Genomic DNA, 26,358 nt, shown 5'->3' with positions numbered 1-26,358 from the left:
GGGCGATGCGCGATCGGGCCGACACCGAGTTGGTCGTGCAGGCCTTGTTGTCGGCGGTGTGGCGGCGCAAACCCAACGCTGGTTGCTTGGTTCACTCGGACCAAGGGTCGGTCTACACCAGCGATGACTGGCAGAGTTTCCTGGCGTCCCATGGCTTGGTGTGCAGCATGAGTCGGCGTGGCAACTGCCACGACAACGCACCCGTGGAGAGCTTCTTCGGCCTGCTCAAGCGCGAGCGGATCAGGCGACGGATCTATCCCACCAAGGACGCCGCACGCGCCGAGGTATTCGACTACATCGAGATGTTCTACAACCCCAACCGCTGCCACGGTTCAACTGGTGACCTGTCCCCTGTAGAGTTTGAACGGTGCTACGCGCAACGCGGGTCTTGAGTGTCTACGGAACCCTGGGCGTATCAGCTTGAGCATTTGCTTGACCAGCACACAGCCCCACGGCGAGGAGCAGGCCTGCTGCAAGGCGTGAAAACGGCGCGCGCGAACGACGGACATGGTCTGTCATGGCAAATCCTACTGAATTGGCTTGATGCAGAAAGAAGGATAGACGGAAGGGCCGACGAATCCTGTCGGCGGATGGCCCGGGAGCAGGCCCAACGATGCCCGCAGATGGATAGATGCCCGCTCTCGCGCCACCGTCAGCGCTGAATCTTTTCGTTTGAGTGCCTGCCACGGCCATCTTCCTTGTGTGCGGTTAAACGCAGGTCCGCCGTGAGATGCAACAGAGCACGCCGCATTTCCATACTTCCGGCGCCTGTCACTTGATGAATGCCTTCAGACTCTCAACGGGAGACCCGCTAGGGGGCGCCGAGCGTCGCAGCCGCTTGTCCTCGCAAAAGATCTCGGGTGCGTGGCTGTGCTGAAGCGACTTTTAAGCGACTCTTAGGGCTCTTTGGTGGCCGTATCCCTAGCCCCCGCCGGCACCCAGATCGCCATGCCGGCCGCGCGCTTCTGCGTGGTCGGGATGCCGATGCCCAGGCTGCCGCCCACGCGTCCGCCGTAGCTGCCTCCGCCCACCGACAGGCCGCCGCCGGAACGTTCCGAGCCCACGCCGACGATCACCACGCCATTGGCGCCCAGCTTGGCCGCTTCGCGCTTGAGCCGCTGGACGGCCGCATCGGTCTGGCCCTGGGTGCCGAAGCCGGCGGCGCTGGTGGATTCGAGCTGGGCGATCTCCACCGAACCGACCGGGGCGTGCGAGTACACCTGCACCTGGGCGGGATCGATCGGCGCGCGGGCCTGGCCCAGCATCACCTTGGAACTGCCGGCGCAGCCGGCCAGCAGGGCGGCGGTGGCCGCCACGATGGCGGTGTTCCTGATCAGCGAGCGCATGTACATGGTGGGATCCCCCGTGGGTGATGACAGCTGGGTGATGGCAGCGATGATCCGGCGCCTGGACTGAATCGCCCCGGACTTTCGCGCACCCTAGCCATGCCGGTGTGAGGCCGCCGCCAAGCCGCCATTGGTCACGGTGACCACCCGCCCACGGCGTGAGGACGGCCGCGCCGCTAAGCTCGTGTTTTCGTCGAGGCGGGGTGGCACGTGGGATTGATCAGTCTGTTGTGGGGCATCGTGGCGTTGCTGTGGATGGTCCTTGCCTTCATTCCGCTGTTGGGGTGGGGCAACTGGTTCCTGATTCCGTTCGCGGCCGTCGGTGCGCTGATCGCGGCGATCGCGCTGTTGTTCACCTCGGCCGGCAACCGCGGCCGGGCCAAGACCGGCCTGCTGCTCAACGGCCTGGTGATCGTGGTCGGGGTGATCCGGCTGAGCCTGGGCGGTGGGGTGATCTGAGGGCGCATCCTGATGAGGTCCGGGGCGATTCGCGGGGCTGCGTTCATCTGCGCCGCACCTGACGGTGCGCACGCGGGCGACAGCAGACGCCGACGGTCATGCTGGACCGTTCCCGCGTCTGCACCAGCGTGGCTCCTGGCCGAGGCCAGCCGAAACCCCACGACCTTCGATCATCGACCTGAGCCCGACGTTGCCGCAGGCGCGGCGCGCGGCCTGCCGACCCAATCGCGCGCTGCCGTTGCAGCGCTGCGACACTGCGTCGCAGCGCGTCCTGCGTGGGATGGCGGGCGTAAACTGATGCGCTGTCTAAAGGAGCCTCGCCGTGGCCCACCCGCACTATCGTCCCCGCCGCATGCGCCACGACGCGTTTTCGCGTCGGTTGATGCGCGAAAACACGCTGACCACCGATGACCTGATCTGGCCGGTGTTCGTGCATGAGCTGCCCGGCCGCGCGCCGATCGCCTCGATGCCGGGCGTGGAGCGCCTGTCGCTGGACGAGCTGCTGCGCGAGGCGGAAAGTGCATTGAACCTGGGCATTCCGGTGATCGATCTGTTCCCGGTGATCGACCCGGCCGGCAAGAGCCTGGACGCCGCCGAAGCCTGGAATCCGGACGGCCTGGCGCAGCGCGCGGTGCGCGCGCTCAAATCCCGCTTCCCGGAGCTGGGCGTGATGACCGACGTGGCGCTGGATCCGTACACCACCCACGGCCAGGATGGGCTGATCGACGACAGAGGCTACGTGCTCAACGAGATCACCGTCGAGGCGCTGGTGAAGCAATCGTTGTCGCATGCGCAGGCCGGCGTGGACATCATTTCGCCATCGGACATGATGGACGGCCGTATCGGCGCGATCCGGCGCGCGCTCGATGCAGACGACCATCTCAACGTGCGCATCATGGCGTATTCGGCCAAGTACGCCTCGGCCTTCTATGGCCCGTTCCGCGATGCGGTGGGCAGCGCCGGCAATCTGGGCAAGGCCGACAAGACCACTTACCAGATGGATCCGGCCAACGGCGACGAAGCCCTGCGCGAGATCGCGCTGGATCTGGAAGAAGGCGCGGACATGGTGATGGTCAAGCCGGGCATGCCGTACCTGGATGTGGTGCGGCGGGTGAAGGATCAATTCCGCGTGCCGACGTTTGCGTATCAGGTCAGCGGCGAGTACGCGATGCTCAAGGCCGCTGCCGCCAATGGCTGGCTGGACGAGCGTCGTTGCGTGCTGGAAGCGCTGATGGCGTTTAAGCGCGCCGGCGCCGATGGTGTGCTGACCTATTTCGCCCCGCAGGTCGCGCGCTGGTTGCGCGAAGAAATGCGCTGATCCACGCGCAGCGCGATTGCGCGGTGTCGATGCAGCGGCTGGTTCGACGCGGCCGCCAGCGCACAGCGCACGCGGTCTGGAACGCGCGCTCCGGTTCCATCTGCCCGACTGCCGTACCTGTTGTCCGGGGCGCGACCATCGGCCGCTGTCGAGCATGCGCTCCGGCACCACGCCATTGCCATGGAACGGCATGTTTCCTCCGTGCTTTCGATCGAATGGCGGCACGTGTCGCTGGCGGCAGCCGCACCGCATGAGACGCATTCTCATCTACAATGCCGTCACGTCATCCCGTCTTGTGCCGTCTTGATCAAAACGCTGCTGTTTCAACTGCATTGGCTGCTGGGCATCACTGCCGGCCTGGTGCTGTCGGTGATGGGAGTCACCGGTGCGTTGATGTCGTTCGAGGGCGAGATCGTGCGCCTGGCCAACCCGGCCATCGCGCAGCTGGCACAGCGGCATGCTGCGGGCGAACAGGCATTGCCGCTGGACGTACTGCTGCAGCGGCTGGGCCTGGCGCAGCACGCTCCCGGCACGGGACCGGCGGTCACGCGCATGTTGATCGACCCCACCGGCACGCGGCCGTCGAATGCGCGTCTGGCCGCCAAGGGCAGCGCACGGGTGTATTTCGACCCCTACACCGGGCAGCGCGTGGCGGCGCCGCAGCTCAGCGATGCATTCGCCTTCATCGAAGACCTGCACCGTCATCTCGCTGCCGGCAAGCGCGGCCAGGCGGTCACCGGTGCCTGCACGCTGATCCTGCTGTTCTTCTGCGCCTCGGGCCTGTACCTGCGCTGGCCGCGGCGCTGGTGGAGCCCGCGCACCTGGCTGGCGGTGGAATGGCGGCGGCAGGGGCGCAGCTTCCTGTGGAGCCTGCACGCGGTGTTCGGCACCTGGTGCCTGCTGGTCTATCTGCTGGTGGCGCTGACCGGGCTCACCTGGTCCTATCCCTGGTATCGCGATGGCATGGCGGCGTTGCTGGGTGCAGAACCGGCGCCGCACGCAGAACAGCGCTCGCAGGCCAAGGCCTCGGTGGATTTCGCGCAGGTGCAGCGCACCCTCGGCAGCATTCCGGCCACCCGCCACGCGGCAGTGGACGTGCGCATTCCCGCGCGCGCAGGGCAACCGTTGATCGCGCGGTTCCTGCCCAACGATCCCGATCACGACCGTGCCTTCGACACGCTGGAAATCGATCCCGCCAGCGGCACCTTGCTGACGCGCCGCGACTACGCGCAACTGGCGCGCGGGCAGCAGTGGATGGTCAGCATGTTTCCGTTGCATACCGGCAGTTTCTTCGGCCTGCCGGGGCGCATCGTGGTGATGCTGGCCAGCCTGGGCATGTCGGTGTTCTTCGTCAGCGGCTGGATGCTGTACCTGGATCGGCGGCGCAAGAAGCGTGCGTTGCGTGCGGCGCGTGTGGTGCTGCAGAGCGCGCCGCCGGCCTCGCAGGCCGAACCGTGGTTGATCGCCTTCGCCAGCCAGAGCGGTTTTGCTGAACGGCTGGCATGGCAGGCGGCCGGACATCTGCAGGCGGCCGGCCTGCCGGTGCAGGTGCGCCCGCTCGGCCAGGTGGATGCGCAGCAACTGCAGGCCACCCGGCATGCATTGTTCGTGATCAGCACCTTCGGCGATGGCGAGCCGCCGGATGCGGCACGTGTCGTCGAACGCGGGTTGCTGCGCCAGCGCATCGCACTGCCGCAGCTGGCCTATGCGGTGCTGGCGCTGGGCGATCGCCAGTACGCGCAGTTCTGCGGGTTTTCGCGGCGCATCGACCAATGGGTGCAGGCGCAGGGCGCGCGCGCGCTGTTCCCGGCGGTGGAAATGGACAACGCCGATCCGCAGGCGCTGGCGCAATGGCATGCGCAGCTGGAACAGATCGCCGGTACGCCGCTGACTGCAGTACCGCTGGCGCGGCCGCGGCGAACGCCCTGGGTGCTGGTTTCGCGCACGCATCTGAATCCGGGTAGCGCTGGCGCGCCGATCTGGCGCATCGATCTGCAGCCGCCAGCCGATGCGCAGTGGCAGGCCGGCGACATCCTGGAAGTGCAGCCCGCGCATGCCGACGCGCAGGTGCGTGCCTGCCTGGCGGCGTGGGGGTTGGCAGCGGAGGCGTCGGTGCACGTGGAGGCGCAGCTGCTGCCCTTGCATCGCGCCGCCGCCGAGCGCGTGTTGCCCGACGTGCCGGCCAGCGGGCCCGCGGCGCGCCCGGACCCGCAGGCCTGGCTGGATGGCTGCGACTGGTTGCCCACCCGCGACTATTCGCTGGCCAGCGTGCCGGCCGATGGCCTGGCGACGGCGGTGGTGCGGTTGACCGCGGGTGCCGATGGCCGCCCGGGGCTGGGCTCGGGCTGGCTGATCCAGCACGCACCGATCGGTGCGCCGGTGCATGCGCGGCTACGCACCAATCCCGGCTTCCATCGGGTGGCGACCGCGCCGATGGTGTTGATCGGCAACGGAACCGGCATTGCGGGCCTGCGGGCCCTGTTGCGCGAGGCCGAACTGGCTGGCGTGCATGGGCACTGGCTGCTGTTCGGCGAACGCCAGGCCGCCCACGACCGGCTGTTTGCCGACGAACTGCAGGCCTGGCAGGCCACTGGCCATCTGCAACAGCTGGACCAGGTGTTCTCGCGCGACCAGGCGCACAAGCGCTATGTGCAGCATCGCCTGCACGAGGCCGGAGACGCGTTGCGCCATTGGATCGATCGCGGCGCGGTGCTGTACGTCTGCGGCAGCCTGGACAGCATGGCGCGTGCGGTGGACGCCACGCTGCGCGAGATTCTGGGCCAGGCGCGGGTGGAATCGCTGACCGCCGCCGGTCGTTACCGGCGCGATGTCTATTGATCTCAGGCCACGGTTGGTGATGGCTGCAGCAGCACGCGCTTCGAGTGCGGCGTGCGGCCTCAGCGAATGCGATCTGCGTCTTTGATGCGAGCGGGAAACACCAGGCTGCGTACTGCCGCGGCAGTACTGCGTGCGAAACAGCCTGGCTGTGAGCGCAGTGACCATGCGCTGCGGAACAGGCTGTCGCCATGGAGTTGACGCCCGGCGCAGCGCATCGTCGGGTGCATGGCGCCTTCCAATGGCTGCGCGCTGGTTAGCGGGCGCAATGCCACCACGGGCTTGCCTGCCGACCACGGTCGCGTTGCGCCATGTCGCGCTTGCGCGCGGCGATGCCTGCCGGCGGCACCAACGGGTTGCGCGGCGCGGCGACGTGGCGCTGGCCCGCGCCGTCCAGGCTCCGGCCGTGTGGCGCCTGGTGCGCCATGCGGGTGCCGGCCGATGGCCGCACGCTCAGCGGCAGCTGGTCTCTCCCTCCACCGTCGGTGCCTTCATCCGATAGATGTCCAGTTGGCCGGCGCGTGGGGCACGCGCACTGCCGGTCACCAGCAGCTCGCCGGGCTTGGCCGCATCCACCACCGCGCCGAAGGTGCGTTCCTGCGGCCCGTTGAACGACAGCGGCAGCGGCTGGCCCGCGCCATAGTGGCCGCCCTTGCAGGCCGCCAGCAGCAACTGGCTGGGGCCGCCGGCCGCGCCGCGTGCCCACACCAGACCGCGGCCATCGGCAAGCCAGGCCGCATCGGATTCGTCGGCAGCGGTGTTGATGCCGGCCAGGGGCGTGGGGGCGGTGAAGGCCTGCCCGTCCCAGCGCGCCACGAACAGATCCATGCCGCCGGCACTGCCATGCCCGTCGCTGGCGAACAGCAGGCGCGTACCGTCCAGCGACAGCGTTGGGGCGCGCTCGTTGCCCGCGCCGTTGATCGCCGCGCCCAGCGACTGCACCGCGCCGAGGTGGCCCTGTGCATCCACCGGCACCCGGTACAGATCGTTGCCGCCGGCGCCACCAGGCCGCGACGAGGCGAACAACAGCCAGCGCCCATCGGCACTGAACGCCGGCGTGCTCTCGTCCCGGGCGGTGTTGATCGCCAGCGGTTGCGGGTCCTGCCAGCGCCCGCCACGCAGCTGGGCCTGCCACAGGTCCCAGCCGCCAGCCCCACCGGGGCGGTCGCTGGCCCAGACGATGCGCTGCCCGTCCGGGCTGAGCGTGGCGCGTGCCTCGTTGGCCGGCGTTGAGACCACGCCCATGCCTTCGATGCCGAATTCGGCCAGTCCCGACGCAGACGGCGCGAAGAGTAAACTCGCCGCCAGCGCGGGCAGCGTCCATCGAACTTGCATGCGGTGTTCCTGCCTCATCTTGCGCACAGTCTAGTCAACCAGAGAGCGATTCATGCCCGTATCCCGTTATGCCGTGTTCGGTCACCCCGTTGCCCATTCGCTGTCGCCGGCCATCCATGCCGACTTCGGGAAGCAGACCGGCATCGCGCTGGACTACACCGCCATCGATGCGCCGCCGGAGGACTTCGCCGCAGCCTTGCAACGTTTCGCCGACGCAGGCGGCAAGGGCGCCAACGTCACCCTGCCGCTGAAGGAGGACGCCTACGCGCTGGCCAGCAGCCTGAGCGCGCGCGCGCGCCTGGCCGGGGCGGTCAACACCCTGGTACGCAACGACGGCCAGTGGCAGGGCGACAACACCGACGGCGCCGGCCTGGTGCGCGATCTCACCGAACGCCACGGCCTGGATCTACGCGGCCGCCGCGTGCTGCTGCTCGGCGCCGGCGGCGCCGCGCGCGGCGTGGCACCGGCGCTGCTGGAGGCCGGCATCACCGCAATGGTGGTGGTGAACCGCTCGCCCGAGCGCGCCGACGCTTTGTGCGACGCACTGGGCGAACCGGCGCGGGTGACTTCGCGCTATGTCGAAGACCTGCGCGAGCTGGGCGACTTCGAGCTGATCGTCAATGCCACCGCCGCCGGACGCGACCGCGATGCCGGTGCCTTCGCATTGCCGCTGGGCCTGGTCAACAGCCTGACCGCCGCGGTCGACCTCAACTATGGCGAAACCGCCATCGCCTTCCTGGCCTGGGCGCGCGCGGCGCAGTGCCGTTACGCCATCGACGGGCTGGGCATGCTGGTGGAACAGGCGGCCGAAAGCTTCGCACTGTGGCATGGCGTGCGCCCGGACACGGACTCCGTGTATGCGGCGCTGCGCGCGCGTGAGGCGGTGCTGGTCAGCGCCGACTGAGCCGCCCGCCATGACGCTCACCGACATCCTGCTCAGCCTGATCACCAGCCTGCTGTCGCGCGTACCGATGCTGATCGCCGTGCTGCTGGGCCTGGTGCTGCTGTGGCGCGCCCCGCAGGGCCAGCTGCGGCGGGTCGGGCTGCTCGGGCTGTGGCTGCTGCTGGGCTGCGTGCTGGCCGACGTCGCGTTGCAGTCCATTCCCATGTTGTTGCTGGAGCAGGGCAATGTGCGGCAGATCGGCTTGGTGATGGGCATCGGCCGCTTCGCGCTGACGGCGGTGCAGGCGCTGGGCATCGGTCTGCTGGTGTGGACCCTGGCGCGCAGCCTGCAGGGGCCGGCGAAGGATGCCGGCCCGCGCGGGTGATCCCGCTGAAGGCCCTGGCGCCGGCCGTGGTGAGGGTGGTGTGTGCGGGGCAGGGGAGCTGGACGCTGCTGCAGCCGTAGTCGCTGACCACGGTCGATCGTGCGGGCAGGCCGTACGTGCGGTTTGGACCGACCGGCGTCGGCGTGGGCATGCCGCTGATGGGGGCGCGATGCTCGCCATTGGGGCGCACTGTGGGCACGGCATGCGGGGCCGCGCTCCAGCCGCGGCGGCTGAAGGCAGTCACGCGGGTAGCAGGCAGGCAGCGGCACGCAGGCCTGGGCCGCTGTCTCCAGTGCGACGTGGCGCCGCATGGCGTGCATCGATGCGATCCGGCGTGTACGACCGGTGCCGGCTCTGCGCGGTCTACTGCGATACGACTCATCCTTCGGCAAGCAGCGCCCTGCCTTGTCACTCGCAAGGTCACTGCGTTCAGGCGCGTGGCACGACGGTCGCAGGCGCTGCGCCGGTCCGTGCGAAAATGGCGCGATGAGTGATCTTGCCCCTCCGGCCGCGCCGTCTGCGCCCGTTCCCACCCAGCGCGTGCTGACCGACCCGATCAAGGCCGGTATCCGCGATGCCTACGCCAAGCTGCAGGCCAACACGCCCGGCTTTGCCACCCGCCGCGCGCAGAGCCAGATGATCGGTCTGGTCTCGCGTGCGCTGGCCACCTCCGGCGGCATCGGCATCGCCGAGGCGCCCACCGGCGTCGGCAAGAGCCTGGGCTACCTCACCGCCGGGGTGCCGATCGCGCTGGCCACCAAGAAGAAGCTGGTCATCAGCACCGGTACCGTCGCGCTGCAATCGCAGCTGGTGGAGCGCGACATCCCGGCCTTTCTCAAGGCCACCGGGCTGGAGGCCACCGTGGCGCTGGCCAAGGGCCGCACCCGCTACCTGTGCACCCGCAACGCCGCCGAGCTGGAAGGCGACACCAGCCAGAACGCCATGTTCGAAGACGAGCAGGCGCTGTACGACCGCCCGCTGAGCCCGGCCGATGCGGACCTGGCCAAGCGCCTGGCCAAGGCCTACGCCGCGCGCACCTGGAATGGCGATCTGGACGACGCCCCCGAACAGGTCTCGGTGCCGTTGCGCATGCGCATCACCACCCCGGCCTCCGGTTGCGCGGGGCGCCGCTGCAGCTACGCCGCGCAATGCCCGGTGCTCAAGGCACGCACCGACGTGCGCGAAGCGCAGATCGTGGTCACCAACCACGCCCTGCTGCTGTCCTCGCTGTCGCTGGGCGATGCCGAAAACGGCCAGCCGCTGATCGCCCCGCCAGCGGACATGCTGCTGGTGCTCGACGAAGGCCACCACATCGCCGGCGTGGCGATCGACCAGGGCGCGGCCAACCTGCCGCTGGACGACATGGCCCGGCGCACCGGCCGCATGCAGATCCTCATCGCGGCCGCGTACCGCGCGGTGGACAAGGACCGGATCGGCAACCTGTTGCCCAACGAGGCCATCGAAGTGGCCGCGCGCGTGTCCAAGTTGCTCAAGGCCTTCCATGCCGAGGTCGAACGCCTCTGGAAGCCCGAGCCCGGCGAGCGCGATCCGCTGTGGCGTGCGGCCAACGGCAAGCTGCCGCCGCAGTGGGGCCCGGCCATCGACGAGCTGGGCGAAGAAACCCGCGCGCTGTTCAATTGGGTGCACGCCGCGCACAGCGCCGTGGCCAAGGGCAAGCAGGACGATGCCGCACGCGAGCGCCTGCAGCGCAGCCTGGGGCTGGCGCTGGAAATGGCCGAGCAGCAACACAATCTGTGGAGCGGCTGGCGGCGCGAAGACAAGGAGGGCCAGCCGCCGATGGCACGCTGGATCACCCTCTCGCGCGATGGTGATCTGATCTGCCACTGCTCGCCGGTGTCGGCGGCGCAAGTGCTGCGCACGATGATCTGGAACGAGGTCGATTCGGTGGTGATGACCTCGGCCACGCTCACCGGCGGCGGCGATTTCCAGTCCTTCGCCATCGACAACGGCTTGCCCGATCATGCCGAAATGGCCTCGCTGGCCTCCCCGTTCGACCTGCCCAATCAGGCCGAACTGATCGTACCCAATTTCCCCGTCACTCCCGACGATCGCGAAGGCCATCCCAAGGAAGTGGCCAGGTACCTGGTGCGCGAACTGGATTGGACCGCCAAGGGCAGCATCGTGCTGTTCACCTCGCGCTGGAAGATGGAAAAGGTGGCCGACCTGATGCCGCTGGCGCAGCGCAACCGCGTGCTGGTGCAAGGCGAGGGCAACAAGTCGCAGTTGATCACCGAACATCTGCGCCGCATTGCCGCCGGCGAAGGCTCGGTGCTGTTCGGGCTCAATTCCTTCGGCGAAGGCCTGGACCTGCCGGGCGAGGCCTGCACCACCGTGGTCATCACCCAGGTGCCGTTCGCCGTGCCCACCGACCCGCAGACCTCGACCTTGAGCGAATGGTTGGAAAGCCGCGGCCACAACGCCTTCAACCTGATCGCCATCCCGCATGCGCTGCGCACGCTCACCCAGTTCGCCGGCCGCCTGATCCGCAGCTCCAGCGACCACGGCCGCGTCATCATCCTCGACTCGCGCCTGCTCACCCGCCGCTACGGCAAGCGCATCATCGACGCCTTGCCGCCGTTCAAGCGGGTGATCGGCTGATTGACGCAAGCACGCAGTGCCGCTGACAGGAAGCACGCTCCAGGCAGGACGCATTATGCGACGCACGGCGCTTGACAGTGCTCCTGTTGCTCTATTAACTAAACCTGAAGGGAATGCTGCGTGTCTCAATGAAGACAGGGAGTGCATATGCCGGACGGTTTCTTCAGGGAAGAAGTCATGCGCGCTCGCCGCGAGACCTGGCTTGCGCCAGTACGTCTTCAGGCGCCGAGATTCGGCTGGCCATGCTTTCTGATAGCAGTGTGTGTGGTCATGACGGTGATTGCGCTGCTGTGCGTTGGCAGCTTTACACGCCACGAAGCGGTAAACGGAGCACTGGTGCCCGACCGCGGTCTGCTGACCTTGACGCCGCTCAGTGCCGGCCTGGTGTCCAAGGCATTCGTCGCCGAGGGAGCTATGGTGCGAGCCGGCGATCCCATGCTGGAAATCTCCGGAGAACAGGACAGTACAGCGCTCGGTGATACGCAGGCATCGGTGATTTCGCAGCTGGAAATCAAGCGCGCTCGTCTGGCCGCAGACCTGCAGTCACAGGACGCGTTGTACCACGCGCAACAACGTGATCTGCGTCGGCGCCTCACGCTGCTGCAGGAGCAAATGCAGACCACCGAGCAGCAGGTCCGGTTGCAGCGCCAACGTGCGGACAGTGCCAATCGGCTCTACGAGCAGTGGGTGAGCGCCGCAGAAAAAGGAATATTGACCAAGGTGCAACTGCTGCAGCAGCAGGACATCGCAATGCAGCACCAGGGCCAACTCAAGGAACTGCAGAAACATGCGCTCGACCTGCAGGTAGAGCATTCTCAACTGCAATCGCAGCTGGAACAGAATCCTGCAGCCCTGGAGGGGGAGCGTAACGAGATCGCCAGGCAGATCGCGGATGTCGCTCGCTCGCTGTCCGAAAGCGAGGCGCGCCGTTCGGTCGTTCTTCGAGCCCCGACCGACGGGATCATCGGAAATCTGCTCGTTCACCCTGGCCAACCGGTGAGCGCGCAACAGCCTCTGCTCACCCTGTTGCCCAAGGACACCAGGTTGCGTGCCGAACTATGGGTGCCCTCCAAGGCGGTTGGATTCGTGGCTCGTGGCGACCGCGTCCTGCTTCGCTACCAGGCCTTCCCGTATCAAAAGTTCGGTCGTCATGCCGGCCAAGTGATTGAAGTCTCCCGCAGTGCGGTCAGCGCCAGAGAGTTGTCATCGCTGCTGGGGCAGCAGATCGACGATGCACGTTATCGCGTGGTCGTCGAGCTGGAGAGCCAGCACATCCTGGCCAATGGGCGAGAAGAGTTGCTACGTCCGGGAATGGTGCTGGATGCCGATATCCTGCTTGAGAAGCGCCGGTTGATCGAATGGATGTTTGAACCGGTCTACGAAATGGCCTCGCGCCTGTCCGCGGATCCGGCTGGGCGGCGCGGATGATCGACGCGACGCAGGTCCATCAATTGTTGTCCAGCCGCGCGCAGATCGTTCCGATCATGCAGACCGAGGCGGCCGAGTGTGGTCTCGCCTGCCTGACCATGATCGCGCGATATCACGGCGACAGAGTCGATCTCGCACAACTTCGGCGCCGGTTCAACATCTCACTGCGGGGTGTGCGCCTGGAGCGATTGGTGCAGATAGGGCGCGCAATGGGGCTGGATGTCCGGGCAATGCGGGCCGAACCGGAGTATCTGCAGGATCTCGGGCAACCTTGCATCCTGCATTGGGACATGTCGCATTTCGTCGTCCTGGAGCGGGTCGTACGCGGCGTGGCGCTACTGCACGATCCCGCGCGGGGCACGCTGCGGTTGCCGATGTCCGAGCTCGGCAAGCACTTCACCGGTGTGTTGTTGGAGTTGCAACCGGGCGCCAGCTTCCAGCCTACGGTCCAGGTGCCGCGGGTGTCGCTGCGCTCGCTGACCGGGCGTATTTTTGGGCTCAAGCGCGGATTGCTGCAGATCTTCGGACTGGCGCTGGCGATCGAGGTGCTAGCGTTATTGCTGCCTTTTCAGATGCAGTGGGTCATCGACCATGTCCTGGTGTCGGCGGACATGCCGTTGCTCAAGATACTGACCATCGCATTTCTGTTGACTGTCATGTTTCAGGCCGCATTGACGGTCGCGCGGAGCTGGATCGTCAGCTGGCTCGGCGCATCGTTGAACACGCAGTGGATCACCAATCTGTTCGGCCACCTGCTGCGACTCCCGCTGGAGTATTTCGAAAAGCGGCACATGGGTGATGTGCTGTCGCGATTTTCGTCCCTGAAGTCGATTCAGACCACGCTGACCGGCAGTTTCGTGGAAGCGATGCTCAATGGGCTGACCGGATGCCTGGCCGTGGTCATCCTGCTGGCCTACAGTCCTGCGCTCACAGGTCTGGTGCTGGGCGCATTCGCCTTGTATCTCTGCCTGCGTCTGGCCTTGTATCGACACCAGTTCATGGTCAGCCGCGACCAGCTGACCTACGCGGCACGTCAGCAGAGCGAGTTGATGGAGTCGGTGCGCGGCATCCAGGCGATCAAGCTGGCCAACAAACAGGGGCTGCGGCAAGCCAGGTTATTCAATGCCACCGCACAAAGCATGCGACTGGAAATGCAGTCGCAACGTTTCGGTCTCGCATTCAACGCGCTCAATCAAGGGCTGTTCGGCACGCAACGGGTCTTTGTTATCGCTATCGGTGGCTATCTGGCATTGGAGGGGACACTGTCTGCAGGCATGTTGGTCGCCTTCCTCGCATATGCGGATCTGTTCACCAGCAGGGCCGCAAGCCTGGTCGACAAGTCCATCGAACTGAAGATGCTGCACCTGCATGCCGAGCGGATTGCCGATATCGCCACGACGACGCCGGAACTGGACGAGATGTCCACTTACAGCGGGCCGGAGCCAAGTCCCGAGATTCAGGTGAAGGGATTGAGCTTTCGGTATTCGGACGACGATCCATGGGTCATACGCAATCTCGACCTACGGATCGAGGCGGGCGAGTCGGTAGCCATCGTGGGGCCGAGCGGCTGCGGCAAGTCGACGTTGGCCAAGCTGTTGCTTGGTCTGATCGAGCCAACCGAGGGCACGATCGAGATTGGCGGGATCGATATCCGCAAGTTCGGCCTGGAAAATTACAGGGCGATGGTGGCGGCCGTCATGCAGGACGATCAACTGTTCGCTGGATCGTTGGCCGACAACATTGCGTTTTTCGACCCGGATTCGAACATCGAGCGGATTGCCAGTGCCGCGCATCTGGCGGCAATCCACGACGACATCGTCAGGATGCCAATGGGGTATGAATCGCTTGTCGGCGACATGGGGTCGATTCTGTCGGGCGGACAACGTCAGCGCATTGTCCTGGCGCGCGCGCTGTATCGTCAGCCCAAGATCCTGATCCTGGACGAAGCCACCAGTCATCTGGATTCCAACAGGGATCAGGTCGTCAACGCGCATATCAAGGCGATGAAGATGACCAGAATCATCATCGCGCACCGGCAGGAAACGATCGCGTCCGCCGATCGCAGGATATCGCTCGTCGCCGAGTCACGCGACAAGCCAAGCGTCAATCATGACGCCGAGAGACTTGATGTCAGTGATGGCGTCGAGCAACGCGTCGGCAATCTCGCCGGCGAACACCCCTGAAGCAGCCAAGGAGTAAGTAATGGAAAACTTCGAACTCATGGAAAATGCTCGTCCCGTCGCCCAGCGCTTCGCACGTGAAATGACTCAGGAAGAGGTCAATGCTGTGTCCTGCGGTGGTGCTGGCGATACGTTGATCATCATTATTGTCGAGGCCGTCGACACCGAGACCATCGTCATCATCAGCTAAGTACCTGCCGGCATGGCGGCATGCAGTGCCGCCATGTCTTTGTCGAATTCCGGAGCAAGCCCCCATCCATGCAAAAAGATCTCAGGAAGGTACTGATCATTGCTCCGAGCAGTGACGCACATGCATCCACGATCGCTGCGATGATCGCCGCATCCGGGCATGCGGCCAGCCTGCTGGATACCAGTCGGTGGCCATGCGGCCTCGAGGCTTCTTTGTGCTACGGGCAGGAAGGCGTGAGCGTTCTCAACGACAGCGGGGCGGTGGTTTACGATGTGGCCTGGAGTCGTCGTGTGTTGTTTAGCAAGTCCGCTCCTGCACATGTCCACGATCAGGACATCAAATTCATCAAGACGGAAGGATTGCTGTTCGATCTGGGCGCAGTGGCGCTGCTTTCCGCTCGGTATGGTGTACGGCGCTGGGTCAACGCGCCGCTCGTCGCACTGGCTGCCGACCAAAAGCCGCTACAGCTTGCCGTTGCAATGTCCAGTGGCTTGGCTGTGCCGGAGACATTGATCAGCCAGCGTCCAGCCGATATCCGTGCGTTCCGACAGAGACACGCCAATGGCGTGGTCGTCAAGCCATTCAATGTCGGAGCATGGTCGGACGGTGAAAACTACAGTGTTTCCTACGCCACTCGTCTTTCTCCCCAAGAACAATTGGCCGATGCCGATCTGCGTGCGTGCCCGACGACGTATCAGCAGGTGGTGGAGCATCAGGCCGATCTGCGCGTGGTCTGCATGGGAGGAGAGTACTTTTGCATGAGGATGTGCCATTCCCTGCCGGGAGAAATCGACTACCGCGCTGTCCGGCACAAGGCAACCATGCAGTACAGCTGGGAACCGTTGTACCCCGGCTTGCAGGCAAAGCTCGATGTCCTGCGATCGACCCTGGGTGTGGATTTCTTCTGCGCGGATTTCGTGGTGCCCGTCGCCGGCGGCGAGCCGGTGTTCCTGGAACTCAATCCGGGTGGGCAGTTCCTGTTTCTGGACCACAAGGCGCCTGGGATGGAGATCGCCAGTAGATTCTGTTCTTTTCTGGTGTACGGTGAGACTGGTAGGTACCGCGAGTTTCCGCGACTGGCCGATACGCCTCTGCGCCAGGGCGATGCGGAGATCGAGCGCTTTCCAGAGCCGGGAGTGATGCACTCATGAAAATCATGGCGGTGGCAATGTTGTTGTGGCAGATGTCCGTTCCAGGACAGGCCGGTACCGCTGGCGGCGATGCGCTGCACTCAGCGCACTCCTCCCTCAATGCCTCCTACCGTGAACAGCTGTTGGCCTTGGCCGCTGCTGATCAGCAGGCGCGCGAACGGGTCCGCGGTGCATTCACCCCTCAGCAACTGCAGGCAGACCAGGGGGCGGCAAGGGACATGGCAATGCGCCTGGTCGCTTCGCAACGCGAAAACCAGGCCGCGTTATCGACCTTGATCGATAAATTCGGCTTTCCCGACAGTGCGCTGGTCGGCGAAGACGGTGCACATGCGGCGTTTCTGGTCGCGCAGCACTCGACGGACCGAGCGTTTCGCGATGGATTCCTGCAGAAGATGCAGCTGGCAGCACAACGCGGGGCCTACAGCTCAGCGGACCTGGCAATGTTCGTGGACCGTAATCTGGTCATGGCTGGAAAGCCGCAGCGCTACGGCACGCAACGCAAGGCCGATGGCAGCCTGTTCGAACTGGAAGCTGCCGACCAGTTGCATCGGCGCAGGGCAGAGGCCGGGTTGCCCGACGAATCGGCCAGTACTGGCGGGCTCTGAACCGTCGGCGAAGCGATCGCCAGCGGCCAATGCATTCCAGTGAGTGCATGACGGGAGGGTCGACCAATCCTTGCTCTGGATGGAGGTCGGCTCCGCTGTGGTCTCGCTCGATGTCCATGGCGTTGGCCGACCGGCCAAGGCCGCGCCGACTCGTTCGGATAGGCAGCAGTCTGTTCTGCACTGCAATAAACCCGCAGGTTTCGCTACGTTCCCGCGATTGGTGTCGCCGCGTTGCGCTGATCTCGAACGCCACGCTCAACGGCCGATCTGCCATACAGGCTGCTTTCCTGATGCGATGCATATCACGCAACGCAGTCATCATCATGTTCGCCTATCGTAGCGATCAGAACTAACGACTTCTCACGCTACCGCCCGCTGGCCATGATTCAGCTCCCTCAACACGAGCTGACGCCATGCGCCCTGGATCCCTCATGGTGCTAGCCCTGCTAGCCCCCACGCTGATCGCCCCACCGGTCTTAGCCCAATCCGTTCTGACCCGCGACAACGGCGCCAAGGTGGGCGACAACCAGAACTCGCAGACTGCCGGCGCCACCGGCCCGACCTTGCTGCAGGACGTGCAGCTGATCCAGAAGCTGCAGCGTTTCGATCGCGAGCGCATCCCCGAGCGTGTGGTGCATGCGCGCGGCACCGGCGTCAGAGGCGAGTTCACCGCCACCGCCGATCTGTCCAACCTGACCAAGGCCAAGGTGTTCAGCGCCGGCGAGAAAACCCCGGTGTTCGTGCGTTTTTCCTCGGTGGTGCACGGCAATCACTCGCCGGAGACACTGCGCGACCCGCATGGCTTCGCGACCAAGTTCTATACCAGCGAAGGCAACTGGGATCTGGTCGGTAACAATTTCCCCACCTTCTTCATCCGCGATGCGATCAAGTTCCCGGACATGGTGCACGCGTTCAAGCCGGATCCGCGCACCAATCTGGACGACGATTCGCGGCGCTTCGATTTCTTCTCGCACGTGCCCGAAGGCACCCGCACGCTGACCCTGCTGTACTCCAACGAAGGCACGCCCGCCGGCTATCGCTTCATGGACGGCAATGGCGTGCACGCCTACAAGCTGGTCAACGCGCAGGGCGAAGTGCATTACGTCAAGTTCCACTGGAAGACGTTGCAGGGCATCAAGAACCTCGATCCCAAGCAGGTCGCCGCGGTGCAGGCCAAGGACTACAGCCACCTGACCAATGACCTGGTCGGCGCAATCAAGAAGGGTGACTACCCGAAGTGGGATCTGTACGTGCAGGTGCTCAAGCCGGAGGACCTGGCCAAGTTCGACTTCGACCCGCTCGATGCCACCAAGATCTGGCCGGACGTGCCGGAGCAGAAGGTCGGCCAGATGGTGTTGAACAAGAACGTCGACAACTTCTTCCAGGAAACCGAGCAGGTCGCGATGGCGCCGGCCAACCTGGTGCCGGGCATCGAACCTTCGGAAGATCGCCTGCTGCAGGGCCGCATCTTCTCCTACGCCGATACCCAGCTGTATCGCGTGGGGACCAATGGCCTGAGCCTGCCGGTCAACCGCCCGCGCGTGGCCGTCAACAATGGCAACCAAGACGGCGAATTGAATCCCGGCCACACCACCAGCGGCGTGAACTACGAGCCGAGCCGGCTTGAGCCGCGTCCGCAGGACACCGCTGCGCGCTATAGCGAACTGCCGCTGTCGGGCACCACCCAGCAGGCCAAGATCACCCGCGAGCAGAACTTCAAGCAGGCCGGCGAGTTGTATCGCTCCTACAGCAAGAAGGACCGCGCAGACCTGGTGCAGAGCTTCGGCGAGTCGTTGGCCAACACCGACACCGAGAGCAAGCACATCATCCTGTCGTTCCTGTACAAGGCCGATCCGGAGTACGGCACCGGCGTCGCCCGCGTGGCCAAGGGCGACCTGGCCCGTGTCAAGCAGCTGGCCTCCAGCCTGCAGGACTGATCCACCCGACGGCATCGCGGCCTCCGCCGCGGTGCCGTCCTTCTTCAGGAGAGCGACATGCGCACGCTGATGTTGATCCTGCTGAGCGCGCTCTGCGCGCCCGCCATGGCCGCCTCGCCGACGGCCGCGCCGGCGCCGGCACGCACCGCGGCAGCCAGCCCCGAGCAGATCAAGCTGCAACTGCGCGAGTATTTCTTCGATGCCGCGCGCGAAGGCCGCCAGGACATGCTGGCCGAATTCATCCGCTCGCACTACGACCTCAATACCCGCGACGAGAAGGGCTATACCGCACTGATCCTGGCTGCCTACCACGGCCAGCGCCCGGCGGTGGAGCAGTTGCTCAGCGCCGGTGCCGACCCCTGCGCGCAGGACAAGCGTGGCAACACCGCCTTGATGGGCGCCATCTTCAAGGGCGAACTGGCGATCGCCAAGCGCCTGATGCAAGCCGACTGCGCGCCCGACCAGCGCAACAACGCCGGCCAGACTGCCGCCATGTATGCCGCGCTGTTCCAGCGTACCGACGTGCTCAAGGATCTGGCCGCCAAGGGCGCGGACCTCAGCCTCAAGGACGCGCAGGGCAACGACGTGACGAGGCTGCAGCGCGGCGAGTTCGCTACCGCCCCGGCACGCTGAGTGCGCACGACCGCGGCTTTCGCATCGGCCTGCGTGTCACGCGGGTGGCCCGCCTGTGCGGAGTGCCCGGCAGTGCTGCGCCGCATCTCCAGGATCGGCCCTCTTCCGGATGTCACGCGCCACGCCTGACTAGCGTCCTGCGCGCACCGATGCAGTGCTGCATCCCTGCAACGCGGCCAACGCGACGATGCACCAGTGGTGTCAAGTGGCCGGGTCAGTTCCCTGCAGCGACCGGCGCATGCGCGCCGAACCAACGAGGCTGCTGCTGGCGGCTTGGCGCGGCCAGCGCGCGTGCCACTTGGCAAGCACAGCAGGCCGGCGGACATCCCGGCTTCAAGCGCCAGTGCCTCCTGTAAGTCGAATACAAGAAGCCGAAAGGAGCGGGGCCGCTCGCCGCGTCATACGCACAGGCGGCATCCAGAGGTTGCCTGCGGCGCAAAAACAGCAGGAGCTGCGGTGACCGCGTCGGGTAGACGACAACGCGACGTGCAAAGTGCGCGCCCGGAGATTTTGCAGTGCAGCATCGCCTGATTTACCGCTGTCGGTTTTCCGCCACACCTGCGCTGTAACTCTGGCGGATGTGGTGATTGCGCCGCTCGCAAGTCGGGGCGTTTCCGACACGCCAGGCCTTGCGCGCCAAGGCTTTGACAGAAAACTGAGCGTGCGCTGACTTGTGTTGGATTGGCTGAAAAAAGGCGCAGAAAACGATTCAAGAACGGGCCGGGAACGCCGATGCTTCAGCCATCGCAGCTTGGAACCCCCGCCATGAAGATCGATCCCTCCATCCCTTTCCTGATGTCGCTGCTGGCCATGGTGCTGTGCACCGCCACCGCCGTCGTCGCGCTGGTGTTCGGCCAGGTGCATGTGCTGGCGACCTCGTGGAGTTTCTACGCGGTGATGGGGACTGCGCTGGTCGTCCTGGCCGCCTCCTACCACGCCCTCGGCAAGCCGCTGAGCGCCGAAGAGCGTGTGGGTTTCCGTAATCCGTAATCGCAGCAGCGTCCAGGTAGCGGGCGCGCAATGCGCCTATCCGCGCACCGGACCAAAGGTGCCGCGCTTGTAACCGATGATGCAACGCGTTCGCTCCGCATGGGCGAACGCCGCCAGACGCTGCGCATCCTGCAGCGATGGCTCCCGATAGCGCGCGTACGTGGCGAGCGAGGGAAACCAAGACAGCGCCAGGGCGATAGTGTTCGCCCCTTCCGAGTGCAGAAGGGAGCCGTGATGCTGGCCGTCGAAGCGCGCCACCGGCGGAATATACAAGCGTGCGCCATGTTCGAATCGGGCCAACTGAGACGGGTCGATCACATGACGCAGCGAACGGGTGATCGTGTGGCGCCTCCGGCAGGCAGGGCGCCCCAGCGTGCCCTGCCGCACTGCCGCAGATTCATCGACGCCCGTGTAAGCTATTGATCCTGCTTCGCATTCCAATGGCTGCCTGCCGCGGCCAACCGTCGATGACCGCTGCTTCCGATCGCTACGCCGCCTCCCTGCGCCTGTCCGTCGCCCCGATGATGGACTGGACCGACCGCCACTGCCGGGTGTTCCACCGCCTGCTGGCGCCGTCGGCACGCCTGTATACCGAAATGGTGCACGCCAATGCGGTGATCCATGGCGATCGCGCCCGGCTGATCGGCTTCGATCCGGTGGAGCACCCGCTGGCGTTGCAGCTGGGGGGCAGCGATCCGGCGCTGCTGGCGCAGGCTGCCGCCATCGCCCAGGACTGGGGCTACGACGAAATCAACCTCAATTGCGGCTGCCCGTCCGATCGGGTGCAGGCCGGCCGCTTCGGCGCCTGCCTGATGCGCGAGCCGGCACTGGTGGCCGACTGCGTCGCGGCCATGTGCGCTGCCACCGATCTGCCGATCACGGTCAAGTGCCGGCTCGGCGTGGACGACGATGACGACTACGCGGTGTTCGCCAGCTTTGTCGACCAGGTGGTCGCCGCCGGCGCGGCGATGGTGGTGGTGCACGCGCGCAACGCTTGGCTCAAGGGCCTGTCGCCGAAGGAAAATCGCGAAGTCCCGCCGCTGCGCTACGACTGGGCCTATCGGCTCAAGCGCGAGCGCCCCGGGCTACCGGTGGTGCTCAATGGCGGCATCGCGGCCGTCGACGCCGCCCTGGCGCACCTGCAGCAGGCCGACGGCGTCATGCTCGGGCGCGCCGCTTACCACGACCCGTATGTGCTGCATCAGCTGGATGTGGCCCTGCACCAGCGTCCGCCACAGTCGCGCGAGTCGCTGTTGCGCGCGTTGCAGCCCTACGTGGAGTCCCAGCTAGCGCAGGGTCTGGCCCTGAAGCACATCACCCGACACGTGCTGGGACTGTTCCATGGTCAGCCCGGCGGGCGGGCCTTCCGTCAGGTGTTGAGCGAGGGTGCACACCGCCCCGGGGCGGGCTGGGAGTTGGTCGAGCAGGCCTTGCAACGTACCGATAGCCGCCCCTGGCGCGTCGTGGCCTGAGTGGCCCGGCGCTTGCATAAGCTGAACAGGTGAACCCGGATGCTTCCGGATTGAACGGATTTCCAGGCCTGCCCGAGCGGCGTAAACGGCGGTCGTCGGGAGCGGGAATTTGGCTTGGCATTCATTTCACTGAATGACGTTAACCTGAAGCTAAAAAGTTCAGATCGGATTCACCCCCCAAAATCAAGAATTTGGCTCGATTTCCGGCTCCAGCTGCATTGTGATGCGCGGCCGGCTTCACAAATTTTGAATGTTCCTGAACAACCCGCTAGGATCCAGTTGTGACCCATTCGTCCAGCCGCGCTCGCCCTGTTGTCCTGGTTGCCCTCTGGGCCGCCACGGCCGCGCCGTTGGCGTGGGGTCAAGGCTATCCCCCCATGGGGCAGGGTGGGCGCGAGGCGATGCCGGCAGCGGCGCGTGGCGGCAGCCGCACCCTGTCGGACACCATTCGCCATGTGCAGCGGTCCACCGGTGGACAAATTCTGGGCGCGGAGCGCGTGCCGTTCGACGGCGGCAATCTCAACCGGGTCAAGTACATGAAGGACGGACGCGTGCACACCGTCTATGAGCCGGAGCAGACCCAGTCTGCGCCACCGCGCAACCCGGCTGCGGTCGATGTGCCACCACGCGACGATAACCACTGAACGTAGATAGTCCCACGTTCAGTCTCATAAATTCCCCGGCCGCAGGCCGACAACGTAACTAGGGAGAGTGCATGCGTATTCTTTTGGTCGAAGACGAAGCTCCGCTGCGCGAGACCCTTGCCGCGCGTCTGAAGCGTGAGGGCTTTGCGGTCGACGCTGCACAGGACGGCGAAGAAGGCCTGTACATGGGCCGCGAAGTGCCGTTCGATGTCGGCATCATCGACCTGGGCCTGCCCAAGATGTCGGGCATGGAACTGATCAAGGCGTTGCGCGACGAAGGCAAGAAATTCCCGGTGCTGATCCTGACCGCGCGTTCGAGTTGGCAGGACAAGGTCGAAGGTCTCAAGCAAGGCGCCGACGATTATCTGGTCAAGCCGTTCCACGTCGAAGAACTGCTGGCACGCGTCAATGCGTTGCTGCGTCGCGCCGCAGGCTGGAGCAAGCCGACGCTGGAATGCGGCCCGGTGGCACTCGACCTGGCGGCGCAGACGGTCAGCGTCAACGGCGCCAATGTCGATCTCACCAGCTATGAGTACAAGGTGCTGGAATACCTGATGATGCATGCCGGCGAACTGGTCTCCAAGGCCGACCTCACCGAGCACATCTACCAGCAGGATTTCGACCGTGACTCCAACGTGCTGGAAGTGTTCATTGGCCGCCTGCGCAAGAAGCTCGACCCCGACGGCGAGCTGAAGCCGATCGAAACCGTGCGCGGTCGCGGTTACCGTTTCGCCATCCCGCGTACCGAAGGCTGAGGTCGCACGTCGGCAAGCAGGACGATTTCGTGCCGGGGCGCTCCAAATGGTACAAACGCTGGCGCCCGCGCTCCTTGCAGGCGCGCCAGCTGCTGGCCGCCAGCCTTAGCCTGGTGGCCTTCCTGGCGCTGGCCGGGTACGCGCTGGATGTGGCGTTTGCCGACACCGCCGAGCGCAACCTGCGCGAACGGCTGAAGAATTACGCCTCCGCCTACGCGGCCAATATCGACTTCGTTCGCGACGGTTCGCTGTACATCGGCGGACAGCCGCCGGACCCGCGTTTCGATGTGCCCGGTGGCGGGCTGTACGTGGAAGTGGTGCGTCCGGACGAAAGCTGGACCTCCATGTCGGCCGAAGGACCGAATATTCCGCATGGCCGCATGCTCGAGCCGCGGCAGGAAGAGTTCATCGGCCCGCTGGAGATGACCCAGATCGACGGCAGCGTTGGCCAGCTGTATCGCTATGGCCTGGGCGTGAGCTATGTCGAGCGTGAGCACGGCGGCGAGATTCCTTACACCATCTACGTGATGGAAGACGCCCGTTCGATGGGCGCGCAGCTGCGGGTATTCCGTGGCGCGGTGTGGTTCTACCTGGGCAGCGCCGGCGTGGTGCTGCTGGTGCTGCAGGCCTTCATCCTGCAATGGAGCCTGCGCCCGCTGCGGCGCGTCATCAACGAATTGACCAAGGTGCAGCGCGGCGAGATCCAGCGCATGAGCGAGCAGCATCCGCGCGAGCTGGAGCCCTTGACCGACAGCATCAATGCCTTCATCGAGAGCGAGCGCGACAACCTGGAGCGCCAACGCAATACGCTGGCCGACCTGGCGCATAGCCTCAAGACCCCGATCGCGGTGCTGCGCACCCAGCTGGACAGCGGTGCTTCCGAGCGCGATCTGCACGAAGAAATGGACGTGCAGTTGCGTCGCATGAACGATCTGGTGTCCTACCAGCTGGCGCGCGCGGCTTCCAGCGGCCACAAGCTGTTTGCCGCGCCGCTGCCGATCGAGCCGAGCGCCGAAGAGATCGTCCGCGGGCTGGAGAAGGTGTATTCGGCCAAGGGCGTGCTGTGCGAGTTCGATATCTCGCCGGAGGCGCGTTTCCATGGCGAGCCCGGCGATCTGCAGGAGCTGCTCGGCAACCTGCTGGAGAACGGCTTCAAGTGGGCGCGCAGCCGCGTGCTGCTGACCGCCCAGCCCGGTCCCACCAGCGGGAGCCGGCGTGCCGGGCTGATCCTGTCGGTGGAAGACGATGGCCCCGGCATCGCGCCGGAGGACGTCGCCAAGATCCTGCAGCGTGGCGTGCGCGGAGACGAGCGCGTGCAGGGCCACGGCATCGGCATGTCGATCGTGCAGGATTTGATCAAGGCCTACCGCGGCGAGCTGCAGGTGGTGCGTTCGCAGGAACTGGGCGGCGCCCGCTTCGATGTGACCCTGCCGCCGGGGCTGTGAGCCCGGACGGGCGCGATGAACTCTTCGGCAATGGCGGCCGAGGTTGCGACAACCGTTTAACGCCTCGCGCGTTGGCTTGACCATACTGGCCCGGTTGCAGGCAGTCGCGATGGAGAGCCGCATGTTCAAGCGCGTTGTACAGGTAGCTGGCGTGGGCACGCGCTGCGCGGGCGTGCGCCGCCGACGCTGGCGCATCCCGTTGCTGGTTGCCAGTTGTTGTTGCGCCATCGTCGGACACGCGGCCGAACCGCCGCTGACGGCAACGCAGACGCGCTGGTTGCAGCGCGCCACCTACGGTGTGGACGGCGAGAGCGCAACCCAGTTGCGGCGGCTCGGCCCCACGCGCTACGCCACGCTGCTGTTGCAGCCCAGCGACGATGCCGTGCTGCCGGCGCCCATCCGCGCGCAGCTGCAGCGTTTCGATGCGCTGCATACGCCCCTGGTGACCCTGCTGACCCAGTACGAGGCCGACAAGATCCGCCTCCAGGGCATGCCCGATGGCGACGAAAAGCTCGCCCTGCGCAAGGACTGGCAGGCACGCGGCGGGCAGATGCTCACCCAGGCGCGCCAGGCCCAGCTGTTGCGTGCCGTGTACGCGCCGGATCAACTGCGTCAACAGCTGGTGTGGTTCTGGCTCAATCATTTCAGCGTGTATGCCGACAAGGGCCGGGTGAAGTGGATGGCGGCCGATTACATGGAAAACGCGATCCGCCCCAACGCCACCGGCAAGTTCGCCGATCTGGTGATGGCCACGCTGGAAAGCCCGGCAATGCTGGAGTATCTGGACAATGCCAAGAACGCCAAGGGCAAGGTCAACGAGAACTACGCGCGCGAGCTGATGGAGCTGCACACGCTGGGCGTGCATGGCGGCTACAGCCAGCAGGACGTGCAGCAGCTGGCCTTGATCCTCACCGGCGCTGGCCTGGTGCCGATCAAGGCAGAGGGCGCGCCGCCGCTGCCGCCGACCAAGTCCGGTCAGCCGCCGGTGGTGCGCAAGGGGTTGTTCGAATTCAATCCGGCGCGCCATCAGCCCGGCGACAAGCTGCTGCTGGGCCAGCGCATCGCCGGTGGCGGGCTGGATGAGATCGAGCAGGCCGTGCGCCTGCTGGTGCGCCAGCCGGCCTGCGCGCGTTTCGTCTCGCAGCGCCTGGCCGAGTATTTCGTCAGCGATACGCCACCGGCCGCACTGGTCGCGCGCATGGCCAGCACGTTCCAGCGCAGCGATGGCGATATCGCCAAGGTCATGCAGACCATGCTGGGTTCTGCGGAATTCGCACAGGCGCAACCGCGCAAGTTCAAGGACCCGAACCGTTTCGTGGTGTCGGCGATGCGGCTGGCCTACGAGGACCAGCCGGTGATCAATGCCGCCCCGATGGCCAGCTGGGTGCAGCAACTGGGCGAGCCGTTGTTCGGCCGCATCACACCGGATGGATGGTCGCTGCAATCGCAGGCCTGGACCAGCTCCGGGCAACTGGCACGCCGGTTCGAGGTGGCGCGCTCGCTGGGCAGTGGGCCCAAGCAGTTGTTCCGGCGCGATGGCGATAGCGATACGCCGATTCCCGCGCTGACGCAGATCGATACGCGCGCGTCGTATCGCTGGTTGGCACCGTCGTTGTCGGCGGCAACGCGCCAGGCACTGGAGCAGGCGCGCTCGCCGACGGAGTGGAACGGCTTCCTGTTGTCTTCGCCGGATTTCAACTATCGCTGATTCACCGCAGGCGATGTGGTCATCGCCGCAGGAGAACCTC

General features: G+C 65.7%; 22 protein-coding genes and 1 pseudogene. 20 read left to right on the top strand and 3 right to left on the bottom strand.

Features of this window, described 5'->3' with window-relative positions:
- Positions 1–392 (top strand): DDE-type integrase/transposase/recombinase (locus tag XcodCFBP4690_RS11445; RefSeq protein WP_146091884.1); only part of this gene is annotated, 392 nt, incomplete at its 5' end.
- 504 nt (positions 393–896) lie between these two features.
- Here XcodCFBP4690_RS11445 and XcodCFBP4690_RS11435 read toward each other — a convergent pair.
- Positions 897–1,352 carry a hypothetical protein gene (locus XcodCFBP4690_RS11435; protein ID WP_104541043.1) on the bottom strand — a complete coding sequence of 152 codons (456 nt, stop codon included), beginning with the start codon at positions 1,350–1,352 and terminating at the stop codon, positions 897–899.
- A gap of 210 nt (positions 1,353–1,562) precedes the next feature.
- Here XcodCFBP4690_RS11435 and XcodCFBP4690_RS11430 point away from each other — a divergent pair, with 210 nt between their 5' ends.
- From XcodCFBP4690_RS11430 to XcodCFBP4690_RS11420, 3 genes are all read left to right on the top strand, one after another.
- Positions 1,563–1,805 (top strand): hypothetical protein, encoded by a 243-nt coding sequence (locus XcodCFBP4690_RS11430; RefSeq protein WP_005989387.1) that lies wholly within the window; start codon positions 1,563–1,565, stop codon positions 1,803–1,805.
- Positions 1,806–2,127: 322 nt separating this feature from the next.
- Positions 2,128–3,123, top strand: a complete 996-nt coding sequence (hemB, locus tag XcodCFBP4690_RS11425) for a porphobilinogen synthase (protein ID WP_104541042.1) — start codon at positions 2,128–2,130, stop codon at positions 3,121–3,123.
- A gap of 303 nt (positions 3,124–3,426) precedes the next feature.
- Positions 3,427–5,961, top strand: a complete 2,535-nt coding sequence (locus XcodCFBP4690_RS11420) for a PepSY domain-containing protein (protein WP_104541041.1) — start codon at positions 3,427–3,429, stop codon at positions 5,959–5,961.
- A gap of 450 nt (positions 5,962–6,411) precedes the next feature.
- Here XcodCFBP4690_RS11420 and XcodCFBP4690_RS11415 read toward each other — a convergent pair whose 3' ends face one another.
- The gene (locus tag XcodCFBP4690_RS11415) at positions 6,412–7,293 is read right to left on the bottom strand and encodes a TolB-like translocation protein (RefSeq protein ID WP_104541058.1); all 882 of its coding nucleotides are present in this window, start codon (positions 7,291–7,293) and stop codon (positions 6,412–6,414) included.
- Between the two features lie 52 nt (positions 7,294–7,345).
- Here XcodCFBP4690_RS11415 and aroE point away from each other — a divergent pair, with 52 nt between their 5' ends.
- The 11 genes and pseudogenes from aroE to XcodCFBP4690_RS11360 all read left to right on the top strand — a co-directional run bounded on the left by aroE (position 7,346) and on the right by XcodCFBP4690_RS11360 (position 20,294).
- Positions 7,346–8,197: a shikimate dehydrogenase gene (aroE, locus tag XcodCFBP4690_RS11410; RefSeq protein ID WP_104541040.1), complete on the top strand. Its 852-nt coding sequence runs from the start codon at positions 7,346–7,348 to the stop codon at positions 8,195–8,197.
- A gap of 10 nt (positions 8,198–8,207) precedes the next feature.
- The gene (locus XcodCFBP4690_RS11405; protein ID WP_104541039.1) at positions 8,208–8,561 is read left to right on the top strand and encodes a hypothetical protein; all 354 of its coding nucleotides are present in this window, start codon (positions 8,208–8,210) and stop codon (positions 8,559–8,561) included.
- 486 nt (positions 8,562–9,047) lie between these two features.
- Positions 9,048–11,180, top strand: a complete 2,133-nt coding sequence (gene dinG / locus XcodCFBP4690_RS11395; protein WP_104541038.1) for an ATP-dependent DNA helicase DinG — start codon at positions 9,048–9,050, stop codon at positions 11,178–11,180.
- A 147-nt stretch (positions 11,181–11,327) separates the two neighbouring features.
- Entirely contained in the window at positions 11,328–12,608 is a 1,281-nt protein-coding gene (locus XcodCFBP4690_RS11390; protein ID WP_279628103.1) for an HlyD family secretion protein, read from the top strand.
- Positions 12,605–14,791, top strand: coding sequence for a peptidase domain-containing ABC transporter (locus XcodCFBP4690_RS11385; protein ID WP_104541037.1), 2,187 nt, complete (start codon positions 12,605–12,607; stop codon positions 14,789–14,791). Before XcodCFBP4690_RS11390 ends, XcodCFBP4690_RS11385 begins: the two co-directional genes overlap by 4 nt.
- Before the next feature lie 19 nt (positions 14,792–14,810).
- Positions 14,811–14,978 (top strand): hypothetical protein, encoded by a 168-nt coding sequence (locus XcodCFBP4690_RS22715; RefSeq protein ID WP_167394580.1) that lies wholly within the window; start codon positions 14,811–14,813, stop codon positions 14,976–14,978.
- Between the two features lie 25 nt (positions 14,979–15,003).
- Positions 15,004–16,129 (top strand): annotated as a pseudogene (locus XcodCFBP4690_RS11380) (ATP-grasp domain-containing protein).
- The gene (locus tag XcodCFBP4690_RS11375; RefSeq protein ID WP_104541036.1) at positions 16,126–16,734 is read left to right on the top strand and encodes a DUF6624 domain-containing protein; all 609 of its coding nucleotides are present in this window, start codon (positions 16,126–16,128) and stop codon (positions 16,732–16,734) included. Before XcodCFBP4690_RS11380 ends, XcodCFBP4690_RS11375 begins: the two are co-directional and overlap by 4 nt.
- A 431-nt stretch (positions 16,735–17,165) precedes the next feature.
- Positions 17,166–18,671, top strand: coding sequence for a catalase KatB (katB, locus tag XcodCFBP4690_RS11370; RefSeq protein WP_208622724.1), 1,506 nt, complete (start codon positions 17,166–17,168; stop codon positions 18,669–18,671).
- A 57-nt stretch (positions 18,672–18,728) separates the two neighbouring features.
- The gene (locus XcodCFBP4690_RS11365; protein WP_104541034.1) at positions 18,729–19,304 is read left to right on the top strand and encodes an ankyrin repeat domain-containing protein; all 576 of its coding nucleotides are present in this window, start codon (positions 18,729–18,731) and stop codon (positions 19,302–19,304) included.
- Between the two features lie 765 nt (positions 19,305–20,069).
- On the top strand, positions 20,070–20,294 hold the full coding sequence (locus XcodCFBP4690_RS11360) for a hypothetical protein (protein WP_167394579.1): 225 nt from the start codon (positions 20,070–20,072) through the stop codon (positions 20,292–20,294).
- 36 nt (positions 20,295–20,330) lie between these two features.
- Here XcodCFBP4690_RS11360 and XcodCFBP4690_RS11355 read toward each other — a convergent pair whose 3' ends face one another.
- Entirely contained in the window at positions 20,331–20,567 is a 237-nt protein-coding gene (locus XcodCFBP4690_RS11355) for an NIPSNAP family protein (RefSeq protein WP_244183629.1), read from the bottom strand.
- A 194-nt stretch (positions 20,568–20,761) separates the two neighbouring features.
- Here XcodCFBP4690_RS11355 and dusA point away from each other — a divergent pair, with 194 nt between their 5' ends.
- From dusA to XcodCFBP4690_RS11330, 5 genes are all read left to right on the top strand, one after another.
- Positions 20,762–21,766, top strand: a complete 1,005-nt coding sequence (gene dusA / locus XcodCFBP4690_RS11350; RefSeq protein WP_104541033.1) for a tRNA dihydrouridine(20/20a) synthase DusA — start codon at positions 20,762–20,764, stop codon at positions 21,764–21,766.
- Between the two features lie 377 nt (positions 21,767–22,143).
- Positions 22,144–22,410 (top strand): hypothetical protein, encoded by a 267-nt coding sequence (locus XcodCFBP4690_RS11345; protein ID WP_228962669.1) that lies wholly within the window; start codon positions 22,144–22,146, stop codon positions 22,408–22,410.
- Positions 22,411–22,481: 71 nt separating this feature from the next.
- Positions 22,482–23,165: a response regulator transcription factor gene (locus XcodCFBP4690_RS11340; protein ID WP_002808458.1), complete on the top strand. Its 684-nt coding sequence runs from the start codon at positions 22,482–22,484 to the stop codon at positions 23,163–23,165.
- 74 nt (positions 23,166–23,239) lie between these two features.
- On the top strand, positions 23,240–24,610 hold the full coding sequence (locus XcodCFBP4690_RS11335; RefSeq protein ID WP_208622726.1) for an ATP-binding protein: 1,371 nt from the start codon (positions 23,240–23,242) through the stop codon (positions 24,608–24,610).
- 109 nt (positions 24,611–24,719) lie between these two features.
- Positions 24,720–26,318, top strand: coding sequence for a DUF1800 domain-containing protein (locus XcodCFBP4690_RS11330; protein WP_410049770.1), 1,599 nt, complete (start codon positions 24,720–24,722; stop codon positions 26,316–26,318).
- Positions 26,319–26,358: the final 40 nt, after the last annotated feature.

This window comes from Xanthomonas codiaei (assembly GCF_002939785.1).
Lineage (GTDB): Bacteria > Pseudomonadota > Gammaproteobacteria > Xanthomonadales > Xanthomonadaceae > Xanthomonas > Xanthomonas codiaei.
Note: the sequence above shows the minus strand (reverse complement) of the source record. Positions and strands in the feature narration are given on the sequence as shown.

Excerpts from the sequence above, each read along its gene's own strand:
- XcodCFBP4690_RS11435 (WP_104541043.1), bottom strand. The coding sequence starts at position 1,352 with ATGTACATGCGCTCGCTGATCAGGAACACCGCCATCGTGGCGGCCACC.
- XcodCFBP4690_RS11415 (WP_104541058.1), bottom strand. The coding sequence starts at position 7,293 with ATGCAAGTTCGATGGACGCTGCCCGCGCTGGCGGCGAGTTTACTCTTC.
- aroE (WP_104541040.1), top strand. The coding sequence starts at position 7,346 with ATGCCCGTATCCCGTTATGCCGTGTTCGGTCACCCCGTTGCCCATTCG.
- XcodCFBP4690_RS11405 (WP_104541039.1), top strand. The coding sequence starts at position 8,208 with ATGACGCTCACCGACATCCTGCTCAGCCTGATCACCAGCCTGCTGTCG.
- dinG (WP_104541038.1), top strand. The coding sequence starts at position 9,048 with ATGAGTGATCTTGCCCCTCCGGCCGCGCCGTCTGCGCCCGTTCCCACC.
- XcodCFBP4690_RS11390 (WP_279628103.1), top strand. The coding sequence starts at position 11,328 with ATGCCGGACGGTTTCTTCAGGGAAGAAGTCATGCGCGCTCGCCGCGAG.
- XcodCFBP4690_RS11385 (WP_104541037.1), top strand. The coding sequence starts at position 12,605 with ATGATCGACGCGACGCAGGTCCATCAATTGTTGTCCAGCCGCGCGCAG.
- XcodCFBP4690_RS22715 (WP_167394580.1), top strand. The coding sequence starts at position 14,811 with ATGGAAAACTTCGAACTCATGGAAAATGCTCGTCCCGTCGCCCAGCGC.
- XcodCFBP4690_RS11375 (WP_104541036.1), top strand. The coding sequence starts at position 16,126 with ATGAAAATCATGGCGGTGGCAATGTTGTTGTGGCAGATGTCCGTTCCA.
- katB (WP_208622724.1), top strand. The coding sequence starts at position 17,166 with ATGGTGCTAGCCCTGCTAGCCCCCACGCTGATCGCCCCACCGGTCTTA.
- XcodCFBP4690_RS11365 (WP_104541034.1), top strand. The coding sequence starts at position 18,729 with ATGCGCACGCTGATGTTGATCCTGCTGAGCGCGCTCTGCGCGCCCGCC.
- XcodCFBP4690_RS11360 (WP_167394579.1), top strand. The coding sequence starts at position 20,070 with ATGAAGATCGATCCCTCCATCCCTTTCCTGATGTCGCTGCTGGCCATG.
- dusA (WP_104541033.1), top strand. The coding sequence starts at position 20,762 with ATGACCGCTGCTTCCGATCGCTACGCCGCCTCCCTGCGCCTGTCCGTC.
- XcodCFBP4690_RS11345 (WP_228962669.1), top strand. The coding sequence starts at position 22,144 with ATGGGGCAGGGTGGGCGCGAGGCGATGCCGGCAGCGGCGCGTGGCGGC.
- XcodCFBP4690_RS11340 (WP_002808458.1), top strand. The coding sequence starts at position 22,482 with ATGCGTATTCTTTTGGTCGAAGACGAAGCTCCGCTGCGCGAGACCCTT.
- XcodCFBP4690_RS11330 (WP_410049770.1), top strand. The coding sequence starts at position 24,720 with ATGGAGAGCCGCATGTTCAAGCGCGTTGTACAGGTAGCTGGCGTGGGC.